General features: G+C 65.0%; 19 protein-coding genes and 1 pseudogene. 14 read left to right on the forward strand and 6 right to left on the reverse strand.

Going from position 1 to position 20,109, the window contains the following annotated elements; all coding sequences use genetic code 11:
* Positions 1-447: 447 nt before the first annotated feature.
* From MKK62_RS07985 to rraA, 9 genes are all read left to right on the forward strand, one after another.
* Positions 448-606, forward strand: a complete 159-nt coding sequence (locus MKK62_RS07985) for a hypothetical protein (RefSeq protein WP_240261580.1) — start codon at positions 448-450, stop codon at positions 604-606.
* Positions 607-760: 154 nt separating this feature from the next.
* Positions 761-1,384, forward strand: a complete 624-nt coding sequence (locus tag MKK62_RS07990) for a superoxide dismutase (protein WP_240261579.1) — start codon at positions 761-763, stop codon at positions 1,382-1,384.
* A gap of 190 nt (positions 1,385-1,574) precedes the next feature.
* Positions 1,575-2,108, forward strand: coding sequence for a peptidase (locus tag MKK62_RS07995; RefSeq protein WP_240261578.1), 534 nt, complete (start codon positions 1,575-1,577; stop codon positions 2,106-2,108).
* 468 nt (positions 2,109-2,576) lie between these two features.
* Complete coding sequence (locus MKK62_RS08000) at positions 2,577-2,975, forward strand: transcriptional regulator (protein WP_240261577.1); 399 nt, start codon at positions 2,577-2,579, stop codon at positions 2,973-2,975.
* Between the two features lie 94 nt (positions 2,976-3,069).
* Positions 3,070-3,726: a DUF6474 family protein gene (locus tag MKK62_RS08005; protein ID WP_240261576.1), complete on the forward strand. Its 657-nt coding sequence runs from the start codon at positions 3,070-3,072 to the stop codon at positions 3,724-3,726.
* 35 nt (positions 3,727-3,761) lie between these two features.
* Positions 3,762-4,442, forward strand: a complete 681-nt coding sequence (locus MKK62_RS08010) for a YcnI family protein (protein WP_240261575.1) — start codon at positions 3,762-3,764, stop codon at positions 4,440-4,442.
* 14 nt (positions 4,443-4,456) lie between these two features.
* Positions 4,457-4,954, forward strand: coding sequence for a copper resistance CopC family protein (locus MKK62_RS08015; RefSeq protein ID WP_240264245.1), 498 nt, complete (start codon positions 4,457-4,459; stop codon positions 4,952-4,954).
* A gap of 77 nt (positions 4,955-5,031) precedes the next feature.
* Entirely contained in the window at positions 5,032-5,487 is a 456-nt protein-coding gene (locus MKK62_RS26430) for an Rv3852 family protein (RefSeq protein WP_286670892.1), read from the forward strand.
* Positions 5,488-5,497: 10 nt separating this feature from the next.
* The gene (gene rraA, locus MKK62_RS08025) at positions 5,498-5,989 is read left to right on the forward strand and encodes a ribonuclease E activity regulator RraA (RefSeq protein WP_240261574.1); all 492 of its coding nucleotides are present in this window, start codon (positions 5,498-5,500) and stop codon (positions 5,987-5,989) included.
* Here rraA and MKK62_RS08030 read toward each other — a convergent pair.
* Positions 5,986-7,455: a flavin-containing monooxygenase gene (locus tag MKK62_RS08030; protein ID WP_240261573.1), complete on the reverse strand. Its 1,470-nt coding sequence runs from the start codon at positions 7,453-7,455 to the stop codon at positions 5,986-5,988. The genes rraA and MKK62_RS08030 overlap by 4 nt on opposite strands.
* Positions 7,456-7,532: 77 nt before the next feature.
* On the opposite strand from MKK62_RS08030, the gene MKK62_RS08035 reads away from it, so the two are divergent.
* Genes MKK62_RS08035 through MKK62_RS08045 form a run of 3 tightly spaced genes read left to right on the forward strand, consistent with a single transcriptional unit; the run spans position 7,533 to position 10,177 of the window.
* The gene (locus MKK62_RS08035; protein ID WP_240261572.1) at positions 7,533-8,174 is read left to right on the forward strand and encodes a TetR/AcrR family transcriptional regulator; all 642 of its coding nucleotides are present in this window, start codon (positions 7,533-7,535) and stop codon (positions 8,172-8,174) included.
* A gap of 30 nt (positions 8,175-8,204) precedes the next feature.
* Positions 8,205-9,419, forward strand: coding sequence for a DNA polymerase IV (dinB, locus tag MKK62_RS08040; protein WP_240261571.1), 1,215 nt, complete (start codon positions 8,205-8,207; stop codon positions 9,417-9,419).
* A gap of 41 nt (positions 9,420-9,460) precedes the next feature.
* The gene (locus tag MKK62_RS08045; RefSeq protein ID WP_240261570.1) at positions 9,461-10,177 is read left to right on the forward strand and encodes a hypothetical protein; all 717 of its coding nucleotides are present in this window, start codon (positions 9,461-9,463) and stop codon (positions 10,175-10,177) included.
* Between the two features lie 54 nt (positions 10,178-10,231).
* Here the strand turns inward: MKK62_RS08045 and MKK62_RS08050 are convergent.
* The 3 genes and pseudogenes from MKK62_RS08050 to MKK62_RS08060 all read right to left on the reverse strand — a co-directional run.
* Positions 10,232-10,390, reverse strand: a pseudogene (locus tag MKK62_RS08050) (TRIC cation channel family protein); the annotation flags it as partial.
* A gap of 29 nt (positions 10,391-10,419) precedes the next feature.
* On the reverse strand, positions 10,420-11,424 hold the full coding sequence (locus MKK62_RS08055; RefSeq protein ID WP_240261569.1) for a PHP domain-containing protein: 1,005 nt from the start codon (positions 11,422-11,424) through the stop codon (positions 10,420-10,422).
* A 62-nt stretch (positions 11,425-11,486) separates the two neighbouring features.
* Positions 11,487-11,912: a hypothetical protein gene (locus MKK62_RS08060; RefSeq protein ID WP_240264244.1), complete on the reverse strand. Its 426-nt coding sequence runs from the start codon at positions 11,910-11,912 to the stop codon at positions 11,487-11,489.
* A 52-nt stretch (positions 11,913-11,964) separates the two neighbouring features.
* On the opposite strand from MKK62_RS08060, the gene MKK62_RS08065 reads away from it, so the two are divergent.
* Positions 11,965-12,813, forward strand: a complete 849-nt coding sequence (locus tag MKK62_RS08065; protein WP_240261568.1) for an LLM class F420-dependent oxidoreductase — start codon at positions 11,965-11,967, stop codon at positions 12,811-12,813.
* 102 nt (positions 12,814-12,915) lie between these two features.
* Positions 12,916-13,563, forward strand: a complete 648-nt coding sequence (locus tag MKK62_RS08070) for a LysM peptidoglycan-binding domain-containing protein (RefSeq protein ID WP_240261567.1) — start codon at positions 12,916-12,918, stop codon at positions 13,561-13,563.
* A gap of 363 nt (positions 13,564-13,926) precedes the next feature.
* Here MKK62_RS08070 and MKK62_RS08075 read toward each other — a convergent pair whose 3' ends face one another.
* On the reverse strand, positions 13,927-15,378 hold the full coding sequence (locus MKK62_RS08075; protein WP_240261566.1) for a glutamate synthase subunit beta: 1,452 nt from the start codon (positions 15,376-15,378) through the stop codon (positions 13,927-13,929).
* Positions 15,371-19,963 (reverse strand): glutamate synthase large subunit, encoded by a 4,593-nt coding sequence (gene gltB / locus MKK62_RS08080; protein WP_240264243.1) that lies wholly within the window; start codon positions 19,961-19,963, stop codon positions 15,371-15,373. Before gltB ends, MKK62_RS08075 begins: the two co-directional genes overlap by 8 nt.
* Between the last annotated feature and the right edge of the window lie 146 nt (positions 19,964-20,109).

The following is a 20,109-nucleotide window of genomic DNA, read 5'->3' on the forward strand; positions in this document are numbered from 1 at the left end:
AGGCCCTGCGTCCAGCTAAAACCGGCTATGCACAGTTTCCACAGGTTTATCCACAACCGGGCGGCCGAGCGGTTTCCGCATCATGGCAGGACTACGCGGCTGCGCCGGGACTTGCGCTGTGGATAACCTGGGGTCGTGACCGGATCGTGATCGACAGGCCGAGACGGTGCTCAGCGAATTCTTAGTCGAGCTCACGGCCTTGCGTGACGCACCCGCTATGGGGGATGTCACAACCGGCGGCAGCGTGTCGCTGCCCGGACACGGCGTCCGCACCGCGCTTATTTGGCACGAGAGAAACAACACCTTCAGTAACAAACCGCAGGTCAGAGCGTCGTGTTCGGCCCAATTTTTCAGGCGGTACAAGAGGGGTTATGATCGCGAACACCGAGATAACTTGTGACTCATCTCACTGGGGGAGCAGTTGGACAAGCAGGCCGGAGCCAACCGATGACGACGCAACCATTTGGGCAGCAGTCGGCGACTTCGTCGTCGCACTGGTATCGGACGTCCGCGACGTGCAATCGCTCCTACTTGCTTGCCGGTTTGCGCGCCGGCCTGATTGCTCTGGTGTTACTGGCGATCCTCGCCGTCATCGTCTGGTTCTGAGCCGCCCCTTCCGGGTATCCCCGCGACGCAACCGTCCTTGCGGCGTGCGCGGCGATAGAGCAGGGTTGATTACGACAAGCCGACCCGCCGCCAACCGCCCGCGAGCGGCCCGTCAGAGTTAGATCGGAATCGATCATCACCAGGAAGGAACCTCGTGTCTGATTACACCTTGCCCGATTTGGACTGGGACTATGGAGCCCTGGAACCCCACATCTCGGGTGCGATCAACGAGCTTCACCACGACAAGCACCACGCCACCTACGTCAAGGGCGCCAACGACGCCATCGCCAAGTTGGAAGAGGCGCGCAGCAAGGACGACCACTCGTCGATCCTGCTCAACGAGAAGAACCTCGCCTTCAATCTGGCCGGCCACGTCAACCACGTCGTGTGGTGGAAGATCCTGTCCCCCAACGGTGGTGACAAGCCGACCGGTGATCTGGCGGCCGCGATCGACGACGCGTTCGGCTCCTTCGACAAATTCCGCGCGCAGTTCAGTGCGGTGGCCAATGGCATTCAAGGCTCCGGCTGGGCGGTGCTGGCCTACGACAGCCTCGGCGACAAACTGCTGACCTTCCAGGTGTACGACCACCAGACCAACTTCCCGCTGGGCGTCGTTCCCGTCTTGCTGCTGGACATGTGGGAGCACGCGTTCTACCTGGACTACAAGAACGTGAAGGCCGACTACACCAAGGCGTTCTGGAACGTCGTGAACTGGGAAGAGGTGCAGAAGCGTTACGCGGAAGCAACCTCGAAGGCCAAGCACCTGATCGCCAACTGATCTGAGCCCATTCAGGGCGCCGCGCTACGTGCGCGGCGCCCTGAATGCCGTTTCGGGCATGTTGCACTCCGTATTCGTCGCCGTTAGGTGCTCGTGTCCGCTTGCGAGCGGTGCCGCCCTGACGCATGCTGGGCGGATCGACCCACCGGCGTATCGCTGGATACCCGAATCGAGTGTGGCGGAGGGCGAAATGGACAGTGGTTCAGGCCGGGCCGTCGAGGTGGCCCCTTTCCATTCTCAGGGTGCGCTGAAAGGCTTTGTGATTTCGGGCCGTTGGCCCGATTCGACAAAGGAATGGGCGCAGCTGTTAATGGTCGCTGTGCGGGTCGCCTCGTTGCCGGGATTACTCGACACCACAACGGTATTCGGCGTCCGTGAGGAAGTGCCGGAGGTGCCGATGCCGGGCACGGTCGGTTTGGTGCTCGCCGAAGGTCCGGTCGTCGGCGAATCCGCGATCCAGCCTGGCTATTTCGCTGATCACCAACCGCCCGCCTTGCTGATGCTGCATCCGCCGTCAGAGACGACGCCGTCGCTTCCCGAGTGCAACGGCGCGGCATCGGGTTGCGTACTTTTGCCGGGTTTGCCACATCTGGGTCTCGAACACCGCGCGGCGTGGGTCGAAGCGGAAGCCGACGGGACCATCACCTCGATGGTCAGCCGGGTGGGTGTCGATCCCATCAGTCACCCCGACACAGCAATCCTCGCGATGCTGCTAGCCGCATAGGCATTCCGCTATCCGGAAACCGAAATAAAGGCAAAAGAACGAGTTTTCTGGCGTCTCGACCTTTTCTACCAAATATCTGGACTATTTGTCCGACATCCGCATAGCATCAAGCGGGCCGAGATTGGTGAATGCGGGTTCACTGCCTGCTCATTCACTTACTGCAGCAAATGTCGTTCGAGGCGACCGAACGGTTCGCGGCGGTAGCCACAATGAAGTCCGCCCGTGGCTAGCGTCGATCCAATAGTCCTCAAAACGATGAAAGCTCACACAGTTTCCTTAAAACTTCATGTGTATCTGCTGGACAACGGCTTCACGCGCTGAGAAGCGCGCTAGCCGCGACCATAATTACCAACGCCGTCAATTTAATCGAGGTTTCGTACTTGGTTGCGGCGTTAACCCTGGCTACGATGATCAGCAAATACTTTCGAGCAGTTATACGATCTACCTAACTTGGTGGAGGTCTTATCGATGAGCACGACGTTTTCCGCCCGACTGAACCGGCTGTTCGACACGGTTTACCCGCCGGGACGGGGCCCGCATACCTCGGCCGAAGTGATCGCGGCGCTGAAAGCAGAGGGAGTCACGATGTCGGCTCCGTACCTCTCGCAGCTACGTTCTGGCAACCGCACCAACCCGTCGTCCACCACGATGGCGGCCCTGGCTAATTTCTTCCGAATCAAACCCGCGTATTTCACCGACGACGAGTACTACGAGAAGCTCGATAAGGAGCTGTCGTGGTTGCTGGTGATGCGAGACGAGGGTGTCCGTCGGATCGCCATGGGTGCCAGCGAGCTGTCACCGGAGTCACGGGAAGACGTCGTTCACCATGTCGAAGAGCTTCGTCGCAAGGAGCACCTGGACGCCTGACCGCGATCGGCCCAACCGGCACGGTTAGGGTTGGCCCATCGATGCCGCACCGGCACCGCGATAGCCGATGAGATTCCGGGGAGGTAGTGCGCGAATGGGGCTGTTCGGCAAGCGAAAAACCCGCGCAACCCGCCGCGCCGAGGCCCGCGCTATCAAGGCCAAAGCCAAGCTCGAGGCCAAGCTGGCCGCAAAAAACGACGTTCGTCGCTTCAAAGCAGCGCAGCGAGCCGAAACCAAGGCGCTACGCGAGCGGTTGAAGTCCCAGCGTGAGAGCGACCAGACCGCCCTTAAAGTCGCCGAAGCCAATCTGAAGGCGGTCCGCGAAGGAGCGCTGCTGTCGCCGACGCGCGTCCGCCGGTTGCTGACGGTGTCACGCCTGCTCGCCCCGGTTCTGGTGCCGGTGGCCTACCGCATCGCCACCGCGGCGCGGGGGCTGATCGATCAGCGCCGCGCCGACCAGCTCGGAGTGCCGCTGGCCCAGATCGGCCGATTCTCTGGAAGCGGTGGACGGCTCTCGGCGCGCATCGCCGGCGCCGAGCAGTCGCTGCGATCCATCCAGCAGAACAAGCCCAAGGATCCTGAAACCGGCCAGTTCGTGGCCGCGATCTCCGAACGACTCTCCGACTTGGCGGCCGCCGTCACCGCCGCGGAAAACATGCCGGCAGCCCGCCGCCGCGGCGCCCACGCCGCGATCACGCGCCAGCTCGACGAGATCGACGCCGACCTGATGGCACGCCTCGGATTGACCTGAGAACCGGACCCTCTGAAGACAGGAGCGCAACCCCAATGCCTTCTTCTCGCAGGATCATTCGCCGCAGCCTGATCGGAACGTCCGTGGCCGCGATGCTCTGCCTCGGCCCGGCCGCTGCGGCGTCAGCCCATGTCCAGGCCAGCAGCGACGACGCGTCGCGAGGTGGCTACGCGACGGTTAGCTTCCAGGTGCCCAACGAGTCCACGACGGGTTCGCCGACCACGACGGTGACCATTGACCTGTCAAACGTCAGCGCCGTGCGGACCGAGACCAAGCCCGGATGGGACGCCAAGATCGACCGCGACGGCGACAAAGTTCGCTCGGTGACGTGGACCGCCGCACCAAACGCTGGCATCCCGGTCGACCAGTTCGACGTCTTCCGGATCACCGCAAAGCTGCCCGAGGCCGACTCGGTCAGCTTCCCCGCGACCCAGACCTACGCCGACAACACCGAAGTGAAGTGGGACCAGGCAGCCACCCCGGGCGGTGCTGAGCCGGAACATCCCGCCCCGACGCTGGCGCTGTCCGCTGGCTCGGCATCGAAGTCTGCTCAACAGACGGCCCCGACCACCTCGGCCGCGCCCACTGCCAGTGCCAACCCGGCGGAACCCCAGCCGCGAAAGGTCGTGGACACCACCAGCCGGATCCTCGCCGGTGCGGCCCTGCTCGTCGGCGCGCTCGGCGTCGGCCTCGCGTTGGTCGTGCGGCGGCCGTGAGCCTTCGGGCTCACTTGGTTGCAGTGTTGCTGCTCCTATCCGCGGCCGTGTTCACGACGACGCTGTCCGCCGGGCCGGCCAGCGCTCACGCTGCTCGCGTGTCGGCCGAGCCGGCCGCCAACGCAACAGTCGCCGCCGGGCCGGTGCGGGTCAGCGCGACCTTCAACGAGGACCTGCAGACGACCTTCGCCGCAATGACCGTTGTCGGGCCGGACGGCAACCTGTGGACGACAGGCGATCCGCAGGTGCACGGGACGTCGGTCAGTGTCGGCGTGCGCCCGCTGGGCCCAGTCGGCAACTACACGGTCAACTACCGGGTGACCTCAGCCGACGGCCACGTCGTCGCCGGATCCTGGTCATTCCGGTTGACGGTGCCAGGAACCGGCACTCCCGGACCGTCGGCGCAGGCCCCTCGCGACTCAGCCGACGACCTCCCGATCTGGCCGTTCGTCCTCGGCGCGGTGATCCTGGTCGGCGGTGGTGCACTCTGGGCGCTGCGAAATAAGCCTTGACCAGCACCGTCCATCGGCCGCCAGGCCGCTGGCATGATGGATTCGAGACCGACGAGAATGGCAAAGGAGCTTCCCGGATGGCCGACCCGCAGGATCGCCCGCACGACGCGCCCGACCCCGCGCCGGAACCACCCTTGAACACACCCGAACCACCCACCGACGCGACGGGTAAACCGGTCAAAAAGGCTCCCGCCAAGAAAGTCGCGAAGAAGGCTGCACCGGCGAAGGCGGCGAAGAAAGCCGCTGCCAAAAAGGTGCCCGCAAAGAAGGCCCCGGCCAAGAAGGCGCCGGCCAAAAAAGCTACCGCGAAGAAGATCGCGCCTCCCACGCCGGAATCTAACGGCCAACTCGCTGCCGCCGCTAAAGATGTTGCCGCACAAGCAAAGTCGACAGTCGAAGCGGCCAGCAACCCGCTGCCGGCGCACCGCGCACCAGAGACTGCGGGCCGCTCCCCCGTACCGTTTGCGGTCGCCATCGCGATCAGCGTCTTGGCGATCCTGCTGGTGCGCCAGCTGCGTCGCGAGGATGACTAGCATTCCATCGGTGACTGTGAATTTCCGTCCCACGGCCGACCTGGTCGATGACATCGGGCCTAACGTGCGAAGCTGCGACGTCCAGTTTCGCCAGTTCGGCGGGCGCGCTGAGTTCGCCGGACCCATCCGCACGGTCCGTTGCCATCAGGACAACGCGCTGCTGAAGTCGGTGCTCTCGGAGGCCGGCGACGGCGGGGTGCTGGTGATCGACGGCGGCGGCTCGCTGCATACGGCGCTGGTGGGCGACGTGATCGCTGAGCTGGCCCGCTCCAACGGTTGGGCGGGGCTCATCGTCAGCGGCGCGGTGCGCGACGCCGCGGCCCTGCGCGGTCTCGACCTCGGCATCAAGGCGCTGGGCACCAACCCCCGCAAAAGCGGCAAGACCGGCGCCGGTGAGCGCGACGTGACGATCAGCCTCGGTGGAGTGGATTTCGTTCCGGGTGACATCGCCTACAGCGACGATGACGGGATCGTCATCGTCGCTGCGGCGGAGGCGAACTAAACGGTCAGTGCAGCAGGCTTCTTCGCGAACTGCAGAGCTTCGTCGTCGACCTTGCCGCGCCGGATCAGCTGCAGGTCCAAGAAGTAGTTCTGCTTGAGACACCACGGCGGTACCGAGCCGCCCTTAGGCAGGTAGTCCAACGCCCGCAGCACGTAGCCGGGGGTGAAGTCCATCAGCGGACGCTCGTCGACCGAGTTGCCCGGGTGTTGCGGCACCACGGTCTCGTAGCCGTTCTCGTCCATGTAATTGAGGACGCGGCAGACGAACTCGGACACCAGGTCGGCTTTCAGCGTCCAGGACGCATTGGTGTAGCCGATGGTGAACGCCATGTTCGGCATGCCGGTCAGCATCATGCCCTTGTAGGCCATCAGCTGGTTGAGTTCAACCTGCTCGCCGTTGCGCCGGATCTCGGCGCCGCCGAACAGCTGCAGGTTCAAACCGGTTGCGGTGATGATGATGTCCGCGTCGATCTCCTTGCCCGAACCCAGTTTGATCCCGGTCTTGGTGAACCGGTCGATGGTGTCGGTGACGACGTCGGCCTGGCCCTTGCGGATGGTCTTGAAGAGGTCCCCGTTCGGTGCCAGGCACAGCCGCTGGTCCCACGGGTTGTAGCTCGGGCCGAAGTGCTTTTCGACGTCGTAGCCCTCCGGCAGCCGCCGCTTGGCCATGGTCAGCAGCGTCTTGCGCATCTGCTTGGGGAACTTGCGAGAGAACTGGTATTGGAAGGTGCTGAACGCGATCCACCTCCACCGGGTGGCGACGTTGGCCAATCGTTTGGGCAGCAGCTTCTTGGCCTGCTCGGCGAACGGGTCGTTCAACGGCAGCGATCCGATGTAGCTCGGCGAGCGCTGCAGCATCGTCACGTGCCCGGCGCCCGTCTTGACCAGCGACGGGATCAGCGTGATCGAGGTGGCGCCCGAGCCGATCACGACGATCTTCTTGCCCGCGTAGTCCAGGTCCTCCGGCCAGTGCTGCGGGTGAATGATGGTGCCCTCGAAGTCGTCGTAGCCCTCGAACTTCGGCAGGTAGCCCTCGTCGTAGTTGTAGTAACCGCTGCACGCGAACAGGAAAGAACAGGTGAGTTCTTCTTTCTGGCCGTCGTTGTCGACGGTCAGGGTCCACTGGTTCTGCGCGTCGGACCACTCGGCGGCCAGCACCCGGTGGCGGTAGCGAATGTTCTTGTCGATGCCGTTCTCGGTGGCGGCTTCCTTGATGTAGGCCTTGATCGACGCGCCGTCGGCGATCGAGGTCGTGGACTCCCACGGCTTGAACCGGAAGCCGAGCGTGAACATGTCCGAGTCGGACCGAATCCCGGGGTATTTGAACAGGTCCCAAGTGCCGCCCAGGTCGTCGCGGCGCTCGAGGATGGCGTAGCTCTTGGTTGGGCAGCGGTCCTGCAGATGCCAGGCCGCGCTGATGCCGGAGATGCCGGCGCCGACGATCACAACGTCGAGATGTTCAGTCATGGGCGTCACGCTATCAACGCCATGTCGAATGAGTCAACACCCTGTCGAAAGTATCGACAGCATGTAAAGTAGCGCGGGTGGCGACCGTCAGCTCAAACCGATCTTCCCGGGGTCGACGCTCGGCGCGCCCATCGGGCGACGACCGAGAGCTCGCGATTCTCGCCACCGCGGAGCGCCTGCTGGAGGAGCGCAGCTTCGCCGATATTTCGGTGGACGACCTGGCCAGGGGAGCGGGCTTATCCCGGCCGACGTTCTACTTCTATTTCAAATCCAAAGAGGACGTGCTGCTCTCGCTGCTCGAGCCGCTGATCACCCGCGCGGACGCCGAGTACAACGGCGCGGCGCAGCGCCTCCCCGCGGATCCGCGGCGAGTGTGGCGCGCGGGTATCAAGGCCTTCTTCGTGGCCTTCGACTCACACCGCGCGGTCGCCCGGGCGGGTGCGGAGGCGGTATCTCATAGCGCCGAGGTTCGTGCGGTCTGGTCGGGCTTCATGCAGAAGTGGATCGATCAGACCGCAGCTCTGATCGTCGCCGAGCGGGCACGCGGCGCCGCGCCGGAGACCATCCCGGCAGCGGACCTGGCTACCTCGCTCAATCAGATGAACGAGCGCGCGATGATGGCGGCGCTGTCAGACGAGCGCCCGGCGGTAGATCATGACCGTGTCGTGGACACTCTCGCCCATATCTGGGTGACCAGCATCTACGGCGAACCGGTCTAAACGACTTCCGTCGGCCCGGCGTGCGAACATATGTTCGTGTCAGCATCGGGTGGTGAGGCTGCGATCCTGCACGCGGACCTCGACTCGTTCTATGCCTCCGTCGAACAGCGCGACGACCCCTCGTTGCGCGACCGGCCCGTGATCGTCGGCGGCGGCGTGGTGCTGGCAGCCAGCTACGAGGCCAAGGCCTACGGCGTGCGCACCGCGATGGGCGGCGCCCACGCCCGCCGATTGTGCCCGCACGCCGTCGTAGTCCCGCCGCGGATGTCGGCATACAGCCAGGCCAGCGACGCGGTATTCGAGGTATTCCGCGACACCTCCCCGTTGGTGGAGGCCTTATCGGTGGACGAGGCGTTCATCGACGTCAGCGGACTGCGGCGGGTTTCTGGTACGCCGGTACAGATCGCCGCCCGGCTGCGTAGCGACGTGCGGGAGCGGGTCGGACTGCCGATCACCGTGGGCATCGCGCGGACCAAGTTCCTCGCCAAGGTCGCCAGCCAGGAAGCTAAACCGGACGGGCTGCTGCTGGTTCCACCTGGCCGCGAGCTCGCATTCCTGCATCCGCTGCCGGTGCGCCGGTTGTGGGGCGTTGGCGCGGTGACTGCCGACAAGCTGCGGTCGCATGGCGTCGAGACCGTGGCCGACGTGGCCGAGCTCAGCGAGTCGATGCTGGCGTCGATGGTCGGCTCGGCCATGGGTCGCCAGCTCTACGCGCTGTCGCGCAACATCGACCGCCGTCGGGTGACCACCGGCGTTCGCCGCCGTTCTGTCGGTGCTCAGCGGGCACTCGGCCGCGCCGGCAACACGATGTCACCGGCCGAGGTCGACGCGGTGGTGATCGGTTTGATCGATCGGATCTCCAGCCGGATGCGCGCCGCCGGGCGGACCGGCCGGACAGTCACCTTGCGGTTGCGGTTCAACGATTTTGGCCGAGCCACCCGGTCGCACACGCTGCCGTGGGCCACCTCCTCGACGCAGGCCCTCCTCGAAGCGGCGCGGCAACTGGTGACCGCCGCGGCGCCACTGATCGCCGAACGCGGGCTGACGCTGGTCGGGTTTGCGATCTCCGAGATTGACCGCGCCGGCGCCGAGCAACTGAGCCTGCCGTTCAGCACGCGGGCCGAGCCCGCTCTCGTCGACGCCGCGGTCGACCAGGTGCGTCGCCGTTACGGCAAGGCGGCGCTGACCCGCGGCGTGCTGGTAGGTCGTGACGCCGGCCTGGAGATGCCGCACCTGCCCGACTGAATAACTGCCGAACGTGCCCGCATATGCCACGCTTTCGCCTTATGAGCGATGAGACGCCGCAGGCAGACGGTGGGCCGCCGGAGGCTCCCGGCGATCCGAAGCCTCCGCCGCCTGCTCCTGAACCTTCCGAGACGTCCGAGCAGGCCAGTGAACCAGCGGACGGGCCGCCGGAACCCAAGAAACCGCGGTCCAGCGAATTCTGGGTGGCGGTCGTGAGTTCCGCGATCGCAGCGGTCGGGGTCGCCGCCACTGCGACCGTTGGAATCTGGGCGGCGCAGCTTTCCTACAAGGCCTCAGCCAACCAGGCGGCCGCCGAGACGGAACGGGCACGCATCCAATTCAGCAGAGAGCAAAGAAAAACCGTCTACCTTGACTTTCTCGACACCCAACAAACACTTCACGACCAAGCGCTGCTGCTATGGGGACTCATGAAGGTGTATGAGGACGACCCATCGGTCTCTGATCAACTGCATCAAAAGCTGGATGCATATTTCAAGACGTGGGACGAAGTTCCGCGAGTGAACAACGCCGCCAACCTATTCGCCTCGCACGAGGTCTATCGGATCATGATCGAATGGACGAAATACGACAACGAGGTACACGGGCATATCCTCGATCTCATCAAAATCCTCGACGACGAGGATCGACTGCCACCGGACCTTGTCGCCAAATTCGGCAAGCTCATCGCTCAGGAGAATCAACCGAGCCCGCGAACCTTCGAACTCGCCGCACAGGTCGACCTCGGCGTCGTCAGATAGGTCGGCTACCACGTCCCGTTATCGCCGTGGCAACCGTTTGATTGCTCAACCTTAGCGAATAACCCCGCCCCCCAACGCGGTGATCATCCCCAACGACACGACGCCGACCACATCCAGCCTGGCGGCCCGCACCGCTGTCAGCGCACCGTTGAGCCCGAATACGAAGGTTCCCGTGAGGTCCAGCGCGAGCAACAGCGGTGGTTCGGCATGCACACACTGTGCTTAGCACGGCCGGCTCCGACTTAGGACGTCGTCCACTGCAGCAGCTTGTCGACCGGCCAGGTGTTGACGATACGGTCCACTGGCACATCGGCATCCAGCGCACGCTGGGCTCCGTAGCCGAGGAAGTCGAGCTGTCCCGGCGCATGGGCATCGGTGTCGATGCTGAAATCGCACCCGATCTCCAGTGCCAGGTTGAGCAACCGGGTGGGCGGGTCACGGCGCTCGGGCCGGGAATTGATTTCGACGGCCGTGCCGTGGTCACGACAGGCGGTGAACACCGCCTCGGCGTCGAACGACGATTCTTTGCGGATGCCGCGATTGCCCGAGACCAGTCGCCCCGTGCAATGGCCGAGCACGTCGGTGTGCGGATTGCGGACGGCGCGGACCATCCGCCGGGTCATCGCTTCGGCGTCCATCGACAGCTTGGAGTGCACGCTGGCCACGACGATGTCGAGTCGCTCCAACAACTCCGGTTCCTGGTCGAGGCTGCCATCATCGAGGATGTCGACTTCGATGCCAGTAAGAATTCGCATGGGAGAGAATCGATCTCGTAGCCCGTCGATGACGTCCAGTTGCTTGCGCAGTCGCTCCGGGGACAGCCCGTTGGCGATGGTCAGCCGCGGCGAGTGGTCGGTCAACGCGCAGTATTCGTGGCCCAGCGCCAGCGCGGCGGCCATCATTTCGTCGATGTTGGCCGAGCCGTCCGACCAGTTCGAATGCAGGTGCAGGTCGCCCCGCAAGGCCGCGCGGATTTCTCCACCGCCGAGATCCACGGCGCTCGAACGCAATTCGACAAGGGCATCCGGCTCACGGCCCGCCCAGGCTTGGGCGATCACCTTGGCGGTCTTCGGCCCAATCCCCGGTAATGTCTGCCAGCTGTTGGCCTGACCGTGCCGCTCCCGCTCGTCGTCATCAAGCTTTTCGACGATGTCGGCGGCGTTGCGGTAGGCCATCACCCGCCGCGAGTCCTCGCGGGCGCGGTCCTTGTAGTAGGCGATCTGACGCAGAGCGGCTACCGGGTCCATGTCACCAGTGTGCCCGCCGACGACGATGCAGAGCGCGGCGATGCGGAGGTCGTTCAGGCCCGCTAGAACTGACCGGCGATGAAGCCGGCCAGCAGGACACTGAAGCCGCCGACTTCGCCGGCGACCAGTGCCGCCATCCCCACCCGCAGCGCCCGGTCGGGATTGGCGAATTGATTGTCGGTGTCCTGCTTCCACCCATGGGCGATGTAGCTCAGGATCGCGGCGACGAAGAAGAACACCAGGATCATCGCCGCGGTGAGATTGACCCACGCCGGCCATGCGCTGAGCTGGACGAATACGGCGACCAGCAAGGTCGCGAACGAATAGAGCAGCGCGGCGCGGTGGGCGATGTCGACATAGGGGTGAGCGCGATGCTGCTCGGACGCCATCACCTGACGGTACTTCCAGACGCCGAGCACCAAGGCCAGCAGAAAAATCAGCCCGGCCGCCAGCAGCGTAATCCTGAAATCGAAGGGCAACGCGGCGATGTCGGCGTATCGGCGCGGGCACTCTTGGCCGGCCTGGACTACCGTTGGATTAATGCGATTCGCGTTCAAGACCTCACCTCAAGACACCACCTGGGCAGACATGCTGGCCGTCTGGCAGGCCGCCGACGACATCGACGTCTACGAATCCGGATGGACGTTTGACCACTTCTACCCGATTTTCAGCGACAGTACCGGGCCGTGCCTGGAAGGCTGGACGACGCTCACCGCGCTGGCGCAAGCGACCAACCGGCTGCGGCTGGGCACCCTGGTCACCGGGATTCACTACCGACACCCCGCTGTCCTGGCGAATATGGCTGCCGCACTTGACATCATCTCCAACGGCCGGCTGGAGCTGGGCATCGGTGCCGGCTGGAACGAAGAAGAATCCGGTGCCTACGGCATCGAGCTGGGCAGCATCAAGGAGCGCTTCGACCGCTTCGAGGAGGCGTGTGCGGTGCTGACCAGCCTGCTCAGCCAGGAGACGACCAGCTTCGACGGAAAGTTCTACCAGCTCAAGGACGCCCGCAACGAGCCGAAGGGACCGCAGCGCCCTCATCCACCCATCTGCATCGGCGGCAGCGGCGAGAAGCGCACCCTGCGGATCACCGCTCAGTACGCCCAGCACTGGAACTTCGTCGGCGGACCGCCGGATGTGTTCAAGCACAAGCGGGAGGTGCTGGCGTCGCACTGCGCCGATATCGGACGCGACCCGAAGGAGATCATGACGTCAGCGCATCTGCGCCTTGAGCCCGACCTGAACCACTCGCAGGTCATCGACACCGCCGCGGCGCTGGCAGCCGAGGGTCTGGACCTGGGCATCGTCTACCTGCCGCCGCCACATACGCCGGACGTGCTGGAGCCGCTGGCCGAGGCGATTCGGGACTCCGGCTTGCTGACGTAATCGCGCCAGCCTGATTTCGAGTAGCGGACTACTCGTGTGCCGACCCGATCGCGGGCACACGATGGGCGTGCCAGATACGTTCGCGAAGTCAGGACCCCAGCCATGAAAACCTATGCAGTGCAACAAGGCGACACCCTGTTCGGTATCGCTCAACGCGAATACGGAGATGGTGATCTCTACACGGTCATCGCGGCCCAGAACCATCTCCCCGATCCCGACGTGATTCAGCTCGGTCAACAGTTGCTGATCCCCTACGTGACTTTTCGGCACCGGTTCGCCACGCTCGATTCCAACGTGGCTCGCAAGGAGCTCACGGAGCATTACTACAACACCACAGACAGCAACGTGGAGTTGATCTGGGAGATCGTCAATGGGGTTGCCCAGCGCGAGATTCACGAGGGTGCGTGGCTGCACATTCCTGATCTCGTCGATGTCGGCCACCACACCGTCGTGGCCGACGAGACCCTCGAAGGTCTTGCGGCGCGCTGGTACGGCGACGACCACCTCGCGGAGATCATCGCGCTCGCCAACAACCTGCCGTCGGGTAGCGCCTTGGCCCCGGGTCAGGTGCTCACCCAGCCGGGATTGAACCGCCGACGCCATATCGCCGGCGACACCCTCGCTTCCCTTTGCCGGGAAGAGTACGGCGACGGCGATCTCCCTACCCGGATAGCCGTGGTGGCGGCCGCAAACCGGATCGGCGACCCGAACGCCGTCTTTTCCAACCAGACGGTCTACATCCCGTCCTGAGGGGAGGTCGAGCGAAAGGTCACGATTCGGTGACGGTTAGCAAACGCCCGCCGTTACCGCCGAACCCGTAGACGAACTGTCAGACGCCGAAGCGAAGCAACTCGTCGGCAGTCACCAAGCGCTCGTGCTTGGCGGGAAATTCGCGGCTCTTTACCGGGTGGCGGAACCATGACCAGGCGATTCGGCTAACCCGGGAGCGGGTCATCGGGTTCATGTACACGCTGCTTACTCCTGCGGTCGATTAGCTCAACCAGGCTCCACACCCCGCGGCGCCCATATCGAACTATTAGACACCCATTAGCTGGCAAACAGTGTAGGACGCGCCGCGCGATTTATCAAATGTTGCGCTTGTGACGAATGTGACTAACGTTGCGGCGCGGCAGTGGGAACAATCGGGGCCGGCAGCGCGGTCTCGCCCATCAGGAACCGATCGACAGCCGCCGCGGCGGCCCGGCCCTCAGCGATAGCCCAGACGATCAGCGACTGGCCGCGACCAGCGTCGCCGGCAACGAATACGCCCGGCACCGACGTCTCGAAGTTGCTGCCCCGCGCGACGTTGCCGCGATCGGTGAGCTCGACGCCGAGGTCGGTCAGCAGACCTTTTTGCTCCGGGCCAACGAATCCCATGGCCAGCAACACCAGATCCGCTTCGAGTTCGAAGTCCGTGCCCTCGGTCTTGACGAATTTGCCGTCCTGCATCGTGACCTCGTGCACCTTCAGCGCGGTGACGTGCCCGTCTTTGCCGACGAATTCCTCGGTGTTGACCGAGAACACGCGCTCACCGCCCTCTTCGTGCGCCGACGAGACGCGGAACATCATCGCGTAGGTCGGCCACGGCGTGGACGGCGCGCGGGTCTCCGGCGGCCGCGGCATGATCTCGAACTGGTGAATGCTCTCGGCGTGCTGACGGTGGGCGGTGCCCAGGCAGTCGGCGCCGGTGTCGCCACCACCGATGATGACGACCTTCTTGCCTTGGGCGGTGATCGGCGGCTCGGCCAACTCGCCTGAGGCGTAACGGTTTCCCCACGGCAGGTACTCCATCGCCTGATGGATGCCGTCCAGCTCGCGGCCGGGGATCGGCAGGTCACGCCAGGCGGTCGCGCCGTTGGCCAACACCACCGCGTCGAACTCCGACTTCAGTTCATCGGGGGTGATGTCGACGCCGACGTCGACGCCGGAGCGGAATTCGGTTCCTTCGGCGCGCATCTGGTCGAGGCGACGGTCCAGGTGCCGTTTTTCCATCTTGAACTCGGGGATGCCGTATCGCAGCAGGCCCCCGATCTTGTCGGCACGCTCGAACACCGTCACCGAGTGCCCGGCCCGGGTCAGCTGCTGCGCGGCGGCCAGGCCGGCCGGCCCGGATCCCACGACGGCCACCTTTTTGCCGGTGTGCTCGTCGGGCGGCAATGGAACCACCCAGCCCTCGTCGAAGGCGTTGTCGATGATCTCGACTTCGATCTGCTTGATCGTCACGGCGTCCTGGTTGATGCCCAGCACACAGGACGATTCACACGGCGCCGGACACAGTCGACCGGTGAACTCAGGAAAGTTGTTGGTGGCATGCAGCCGCTCGATGGCCTCGCGCCACCGGTCGGTGCGGACCAGGTCATTCCACTCCGGAATCAGGTTGCCCAGCGGGCAACCGTTGTGGCAGAAGGGAATTCCGCAATCCATGCATCGGCTCGCCTGGATCTGCAGGTTGGAGTGCGGGAAGTCTTCGTAGACCTCGTTCCAGTCTTGGAGGCGCAGGTCCACCGGGCGACGCTTGGGCGTCTCGCGGTGGGTGTACTTGAGGAAACCCCTGGGATCAGGCACTGGCGGCCGCCATGATCGCCTCGTCGGGATCTGCGCCGGTGCGCTCAGCTTCGGCGATCGCCTCGAGCACCCGCTTGTAGTCGCGCGGCATCACCTTGGCGAAGCACTTCTGCTGAGCGTCCCAGTCGGCCAGGATGCGCTGGGCCACTGCGGAATCGGTCGCGTCGAGATGCGCCTGCAGCATCCCGTGCAACCACTCCAGGTCGTCGGAGTCGAGCCCTTCGAGCTCGACCATTTCGGTGTTGAGGTTGGCTTGCAACGCGTCCTCTGGGTCGTAGACGTAGGCGATACCGCCGGACATGCCGGCCGCGAAGTTACGGCCGGTGCTGCCCAGGATCGCCACTTTGCCGCCGGTCATGTACTCGCAACCGTGGTCGCCGACGCCTTCGACCACAGCGTGTGCGCCGGAGTTGCGCACCGCGAAACGCTCGCCGACCGCACCGCGCAGGAAGGCCTGGCCGCTGGTGGCGCCGAAGAGGATCACGTTGCCGCCGATGATGTTGTCTTCGGCGACATAGTCGGCGGGTGCGTTCTGCGGAGGCCGGACCACGACGCGTCCCCCCGACAGGCCCTTGCCGACGTAGTCGTTGGCGTCGCCGTACACCCGAAGCGTGATGCCGCTGGGGAGGAAAGCGCCGAAGCTGTTGCCCGCCGAGCCTTCTAAGGTGATGTCGATGGTGCCGTCCGGCAGGCCTTGCCCGCCATAGGCTTTCGTAACCTCGTGGCCGAGCATGGTGCCCACCGTGCGGTTGACGTTGGCGATCGTGGTGGAGAACTTGACCGGCTTCTGGGAGTCCAAGGCCTCGCGACTCATCACGATCAGCTGCTGGTCCAGCGCTTTGTCCAGGCCGTGGTCCTGCTTGGAGCTGTTGTACAGATCCTGGTTCATGAACGCCGACTCGGGCTCGTGCAGCACCGGAGAGAGGTCCAGCTTGTGCGCCTTCCAGTGCGCCCGGGCCAGCGTGGTGTCCAGCGAGCCGACCTGGCCGACCGCCTCGTTGAGGGTACGGAAACCCAGCTGGGCCAGGTACTCGCGTACCTCTTCGGCGATGAACAGGAAGAAGTTCTCGACGAATTCCGGCTTGCCGGCGAACCGCTGACGTAGGACGGGGTTCTGGGTGGCCACACCGACGGGGCAGGTGTCCAGGTGGCAGACCCGCATCATGATGCAGCCCGACACCACCAGCGGCGCGGTGGCAAAGCCGAATTCCTCGGCTCCGAGCAGGGCGGCGACCATCACGTCGCGACCGGTCTTGAGCTGGCCGTCGACCTGAACCACGATCCGGTCGCGTAACCCGTTGAGTAGCAACGTCTGCTGGGTCTCGGCCAGGCCGAGCTCCCACGGCGCGCCGGCGTGCTTCATCGACGTCAGCGGCGTGGCGCCGGTACCACCGTCGTGACCGGAGATCAGCACCACGTCGGCGTGCGCCTTGGACACGCCCGCCGCGACGGTGCCGACGCCGTTCTCCGACACCAGTTTCACGTGAATCCGCGCCTGCGGGTTGGCGTTCTTGAGATCGTGGATCAGCTGCGCCAGGTCCTCGATCGAATAGATGTCGTGGTGCGGCGGCGGGGAGATCAGGCCCACACCCGGCGTGGAGTGCCGCACCTCGGCGATCCATGGGTAGACCTTGCCGGCCGGAAGCTGGCCGCCCTCACCGGGTTTCGCGCCCTGCGCCATCTTGATCTGGATGTCGGAGCAGTTGCTCAGATAGTGCGAGGTGACACCGAAGCGGGCCGACGCGACCTGCTTGATCGCGCTGCGGCGCCAATCACCGTTGGCTTCCCGATCGAAGCGGGTGACGCTCTCGCCTCCTTCACCGGAGTTGGAGCGGCCACCGAGCCGGTTCATCGCGATCGCCAGCGTCTCGTGCGCCTCGGCGGAGATCGAGCCGTAGCTCATCGCACCGGTCGAGAAGCGTTTGACGATCTCGCTGGCCGGCTCGACCTCGTCGAGCGGCACCGGCGGGCGGACTCCGTCGCGGAACTTCAACAGGCCACGCAGCGACGCCATTCGCTCACTCTGGTTGTCGACCAGCTCGCTGTATTCCTTGAAGATCTTGTACTGGCCGGTGCGCGTGGAGTGCTGCAGCTTGAACACCGTGTCCGGATTGAACAGGTGGTACTCGCCCTCGCGGCGCCACTGGTATTCCCCGCCCACCTCGAGTTCGCGGTGCGCGCGCTCGTCCGGGCGGTCCAGGAAGGCCAGGGTATGCCGGCTCGCGACGTCGGCGGCGATGTCGGACAGATTGATTCCGCCGGTCGGGCAAGACAATCCGGTGAAATATTCGCCGAGCACGCCCTGGTCGACACCGACAGCCTGGAACAGCTGCGCGCCCGTGTAGGAGGCCAGCGTCGAAATGCCCATCTTGGACATCACCTTCAGCACGCCCTTGCCGGCGGCCTTGATGTAGTTGTTCAGCGCCTTCTCGCGGTCGAGGCCGGCCAGATCGCCGCGATCGAGCATCAACTCGATTGACTCGAAGGCCATGTACGGGTTGATCGCCGCGGCGCCGAAGCCGATCAGCGCGGCCATGTGGTGCACCTCGCGGGCGTCACCGGTTTCGACGACCAGCCCGACCTTGGTACGGCTGCGTTCGCGGACCAAGTGGTGGTGCACCGCGGACACCGACAGCAGCGACGGGATGGGCGCCAGCTTCTCGTCGGACTCCCGGTCGGAGAGAATGATGATCCGCGCACCGTCGGCGATCGCCGCCGACGTCTGTGCCCGCACATCGTCCAGGGCCGCCTTGAGCCCGGCGCCATTCTCGGCGACCGGGTACAGACAGCGGATCACCTTGGAGCGCAACCCGTGCCGACGACCGTTGACTTCCACCTCGGGGTCGAGGTTGATCAGCTTGGCCAACTCGTGGTTGCGCAGGATCGGCTGCGGCAGGTGAATCTGTCGGCAGGAGTCGGGGGTCGGGTTGAGCAGGTCGCCTTCGGGGCCGACGGTGCCCTCGATGGAGGTCACCACCTCTTCGCGGATGGCGTCCAGCGGCGGGTTGGTCACCTGGGCGAACAACTGCTGGAAGTAGTCGTAAAGCATCCGCGGGCGCTGCGAAAGCACGGCGACCGGGGTGTCGGTCCCCATCGAGCCGATCGGCTCGGCGCCGGTCCGCGCCATCGGCGCGACCAGCATGTTGAGTTCCTCGTAGGTATAGCCGAACACCAACTGGCGCAACACGATTCGGTGCTCCAGCATCCGCTCGTAGTTGCCTTGCGGCAGCTCGGCCAGCGGAATCAAACCCTTGTCGAGCCATTCTTGGTACGGGTGTTCGGCGGCCAGCTCGGCCTTGATCTCCTCGTCGGAGACGATGCGGCCCTCGGTCATGTTCACCAGGAACATCCGGCCCGGTTGCAGCCGCATCCGGCGCACCACCTTGGCCGGGTCGATGTCGAGCACGCCGGCCTCGGAGGCCATCACGACCAGACCGTCGTCGGTCACCCAGATCCGTGACGGGCGCAGACCGTTGCGGTCCAGCACCGCGCCGACGACGGTGCCGTCGGTGAAGGTCATCGAGGCCGGTCCGTCCCACGGCTCCATCAGCGAGGCGTGGTAGGCGTAGAACGCCCGTCGCGCCGGGTCCATCGACGGATGCCGCTCCCACGCTTCGGGAATCATCATCAGCACCGCGTGCGGCAGGCTGCGCCCGCCCAGGTGCAGCAGCTCGAGCGCCTCGTCGAAGCGGGCGGTGTCCGAGGCGCCTGGGGTACAGATCGGGAACAGCTTGTCGACGTCGTCGCGGGAACCGAACACGTCGGTGTCGATCAGCGCCTCGCGGGCCCGCATCCAGTTCTCGTTGCCGGTGACGGTGTTGATCTCGCCGTTGTGCGCGATCCGCCGGAACGGGTGGGCCAGCGGCCACGACGGGAAGGTGTTGGTGGAGAACCGCGAGTGCACGATGCCCAGCGCGCTGGTCAGGCGCTGGTCCTGCAGGTCGAGGTAGAACGCCTTGAGCTGCGGCGTGGTCAGCATGCCCTTGTAGACAAAGGTCTGACCGGAAAGGCTTGGGAAGTACACGGTTTCACGGCCCGGCCCGTCCTGACCGGGGCCCTTGGTGCCCAGCTCGTGCTCGGCACGCTTGCGGACGACGTAGGCGCGCCGCTCCAGCTGCATGCCGTCGGCACCGGCGATGAAGATCTGCCGGAAGGTGGGCATGGCGTCGCGGGCCAGCGCGCCCAGCGAAGACTCGTCGGTGGGCACGTTGCGCCAGCCGAGTACCTGCAGGCCCTCGGCTTCGACGATCTTCTCGACCGAAGCGGCCGCGGCGGCGGCATCCTTCGCCGACTGCGGCAGAAACGCGATGCCGGTGGCGTAGCTGCCGGCTTCGGGCAGCTCGAAGTCGACAACCTCACGGAAGAAGTCGTCGGGGATCTGGATCAGAATTCCGGCACCGTCGCCGCTGTTCGGCTCCGCTCCCTGGGCACCGCGGTGCTCGAGGTTGACCAGCGCGGTGATCGCCTTGTCGACAATGTCGCGGCTGCGCCGGCCGTGCATGTCCACGACCATGGCCACCCCGCACGCGTCATGCTCGAATGCGGGGTTGTAGAGCCCCTGGGAGCCCGAGCGGTTGGGCGCCATTCGCACCTGCTCCTTCACCAATTGCTGCCGCAGCATTACGAAACGTTGCCGTCGGATGCCGCGCCCTAAAAGGCTGAGGGTTAGGCCCCTACGGTCTTGCCAAGGTGCTGCTCGTCGGATAACGACGACCCCGGTTGGGAGTATCC

The organism is Mycobacterium paraterrae, assembly GCF_022430545.2.
Taxonomy (GTDB): Bacteria; Actinomycetota; Actinomycetes; order Mycobacteriales; family Mycobacteriaceae; genus Mycobacterium; species Mycobacterium paraterrae.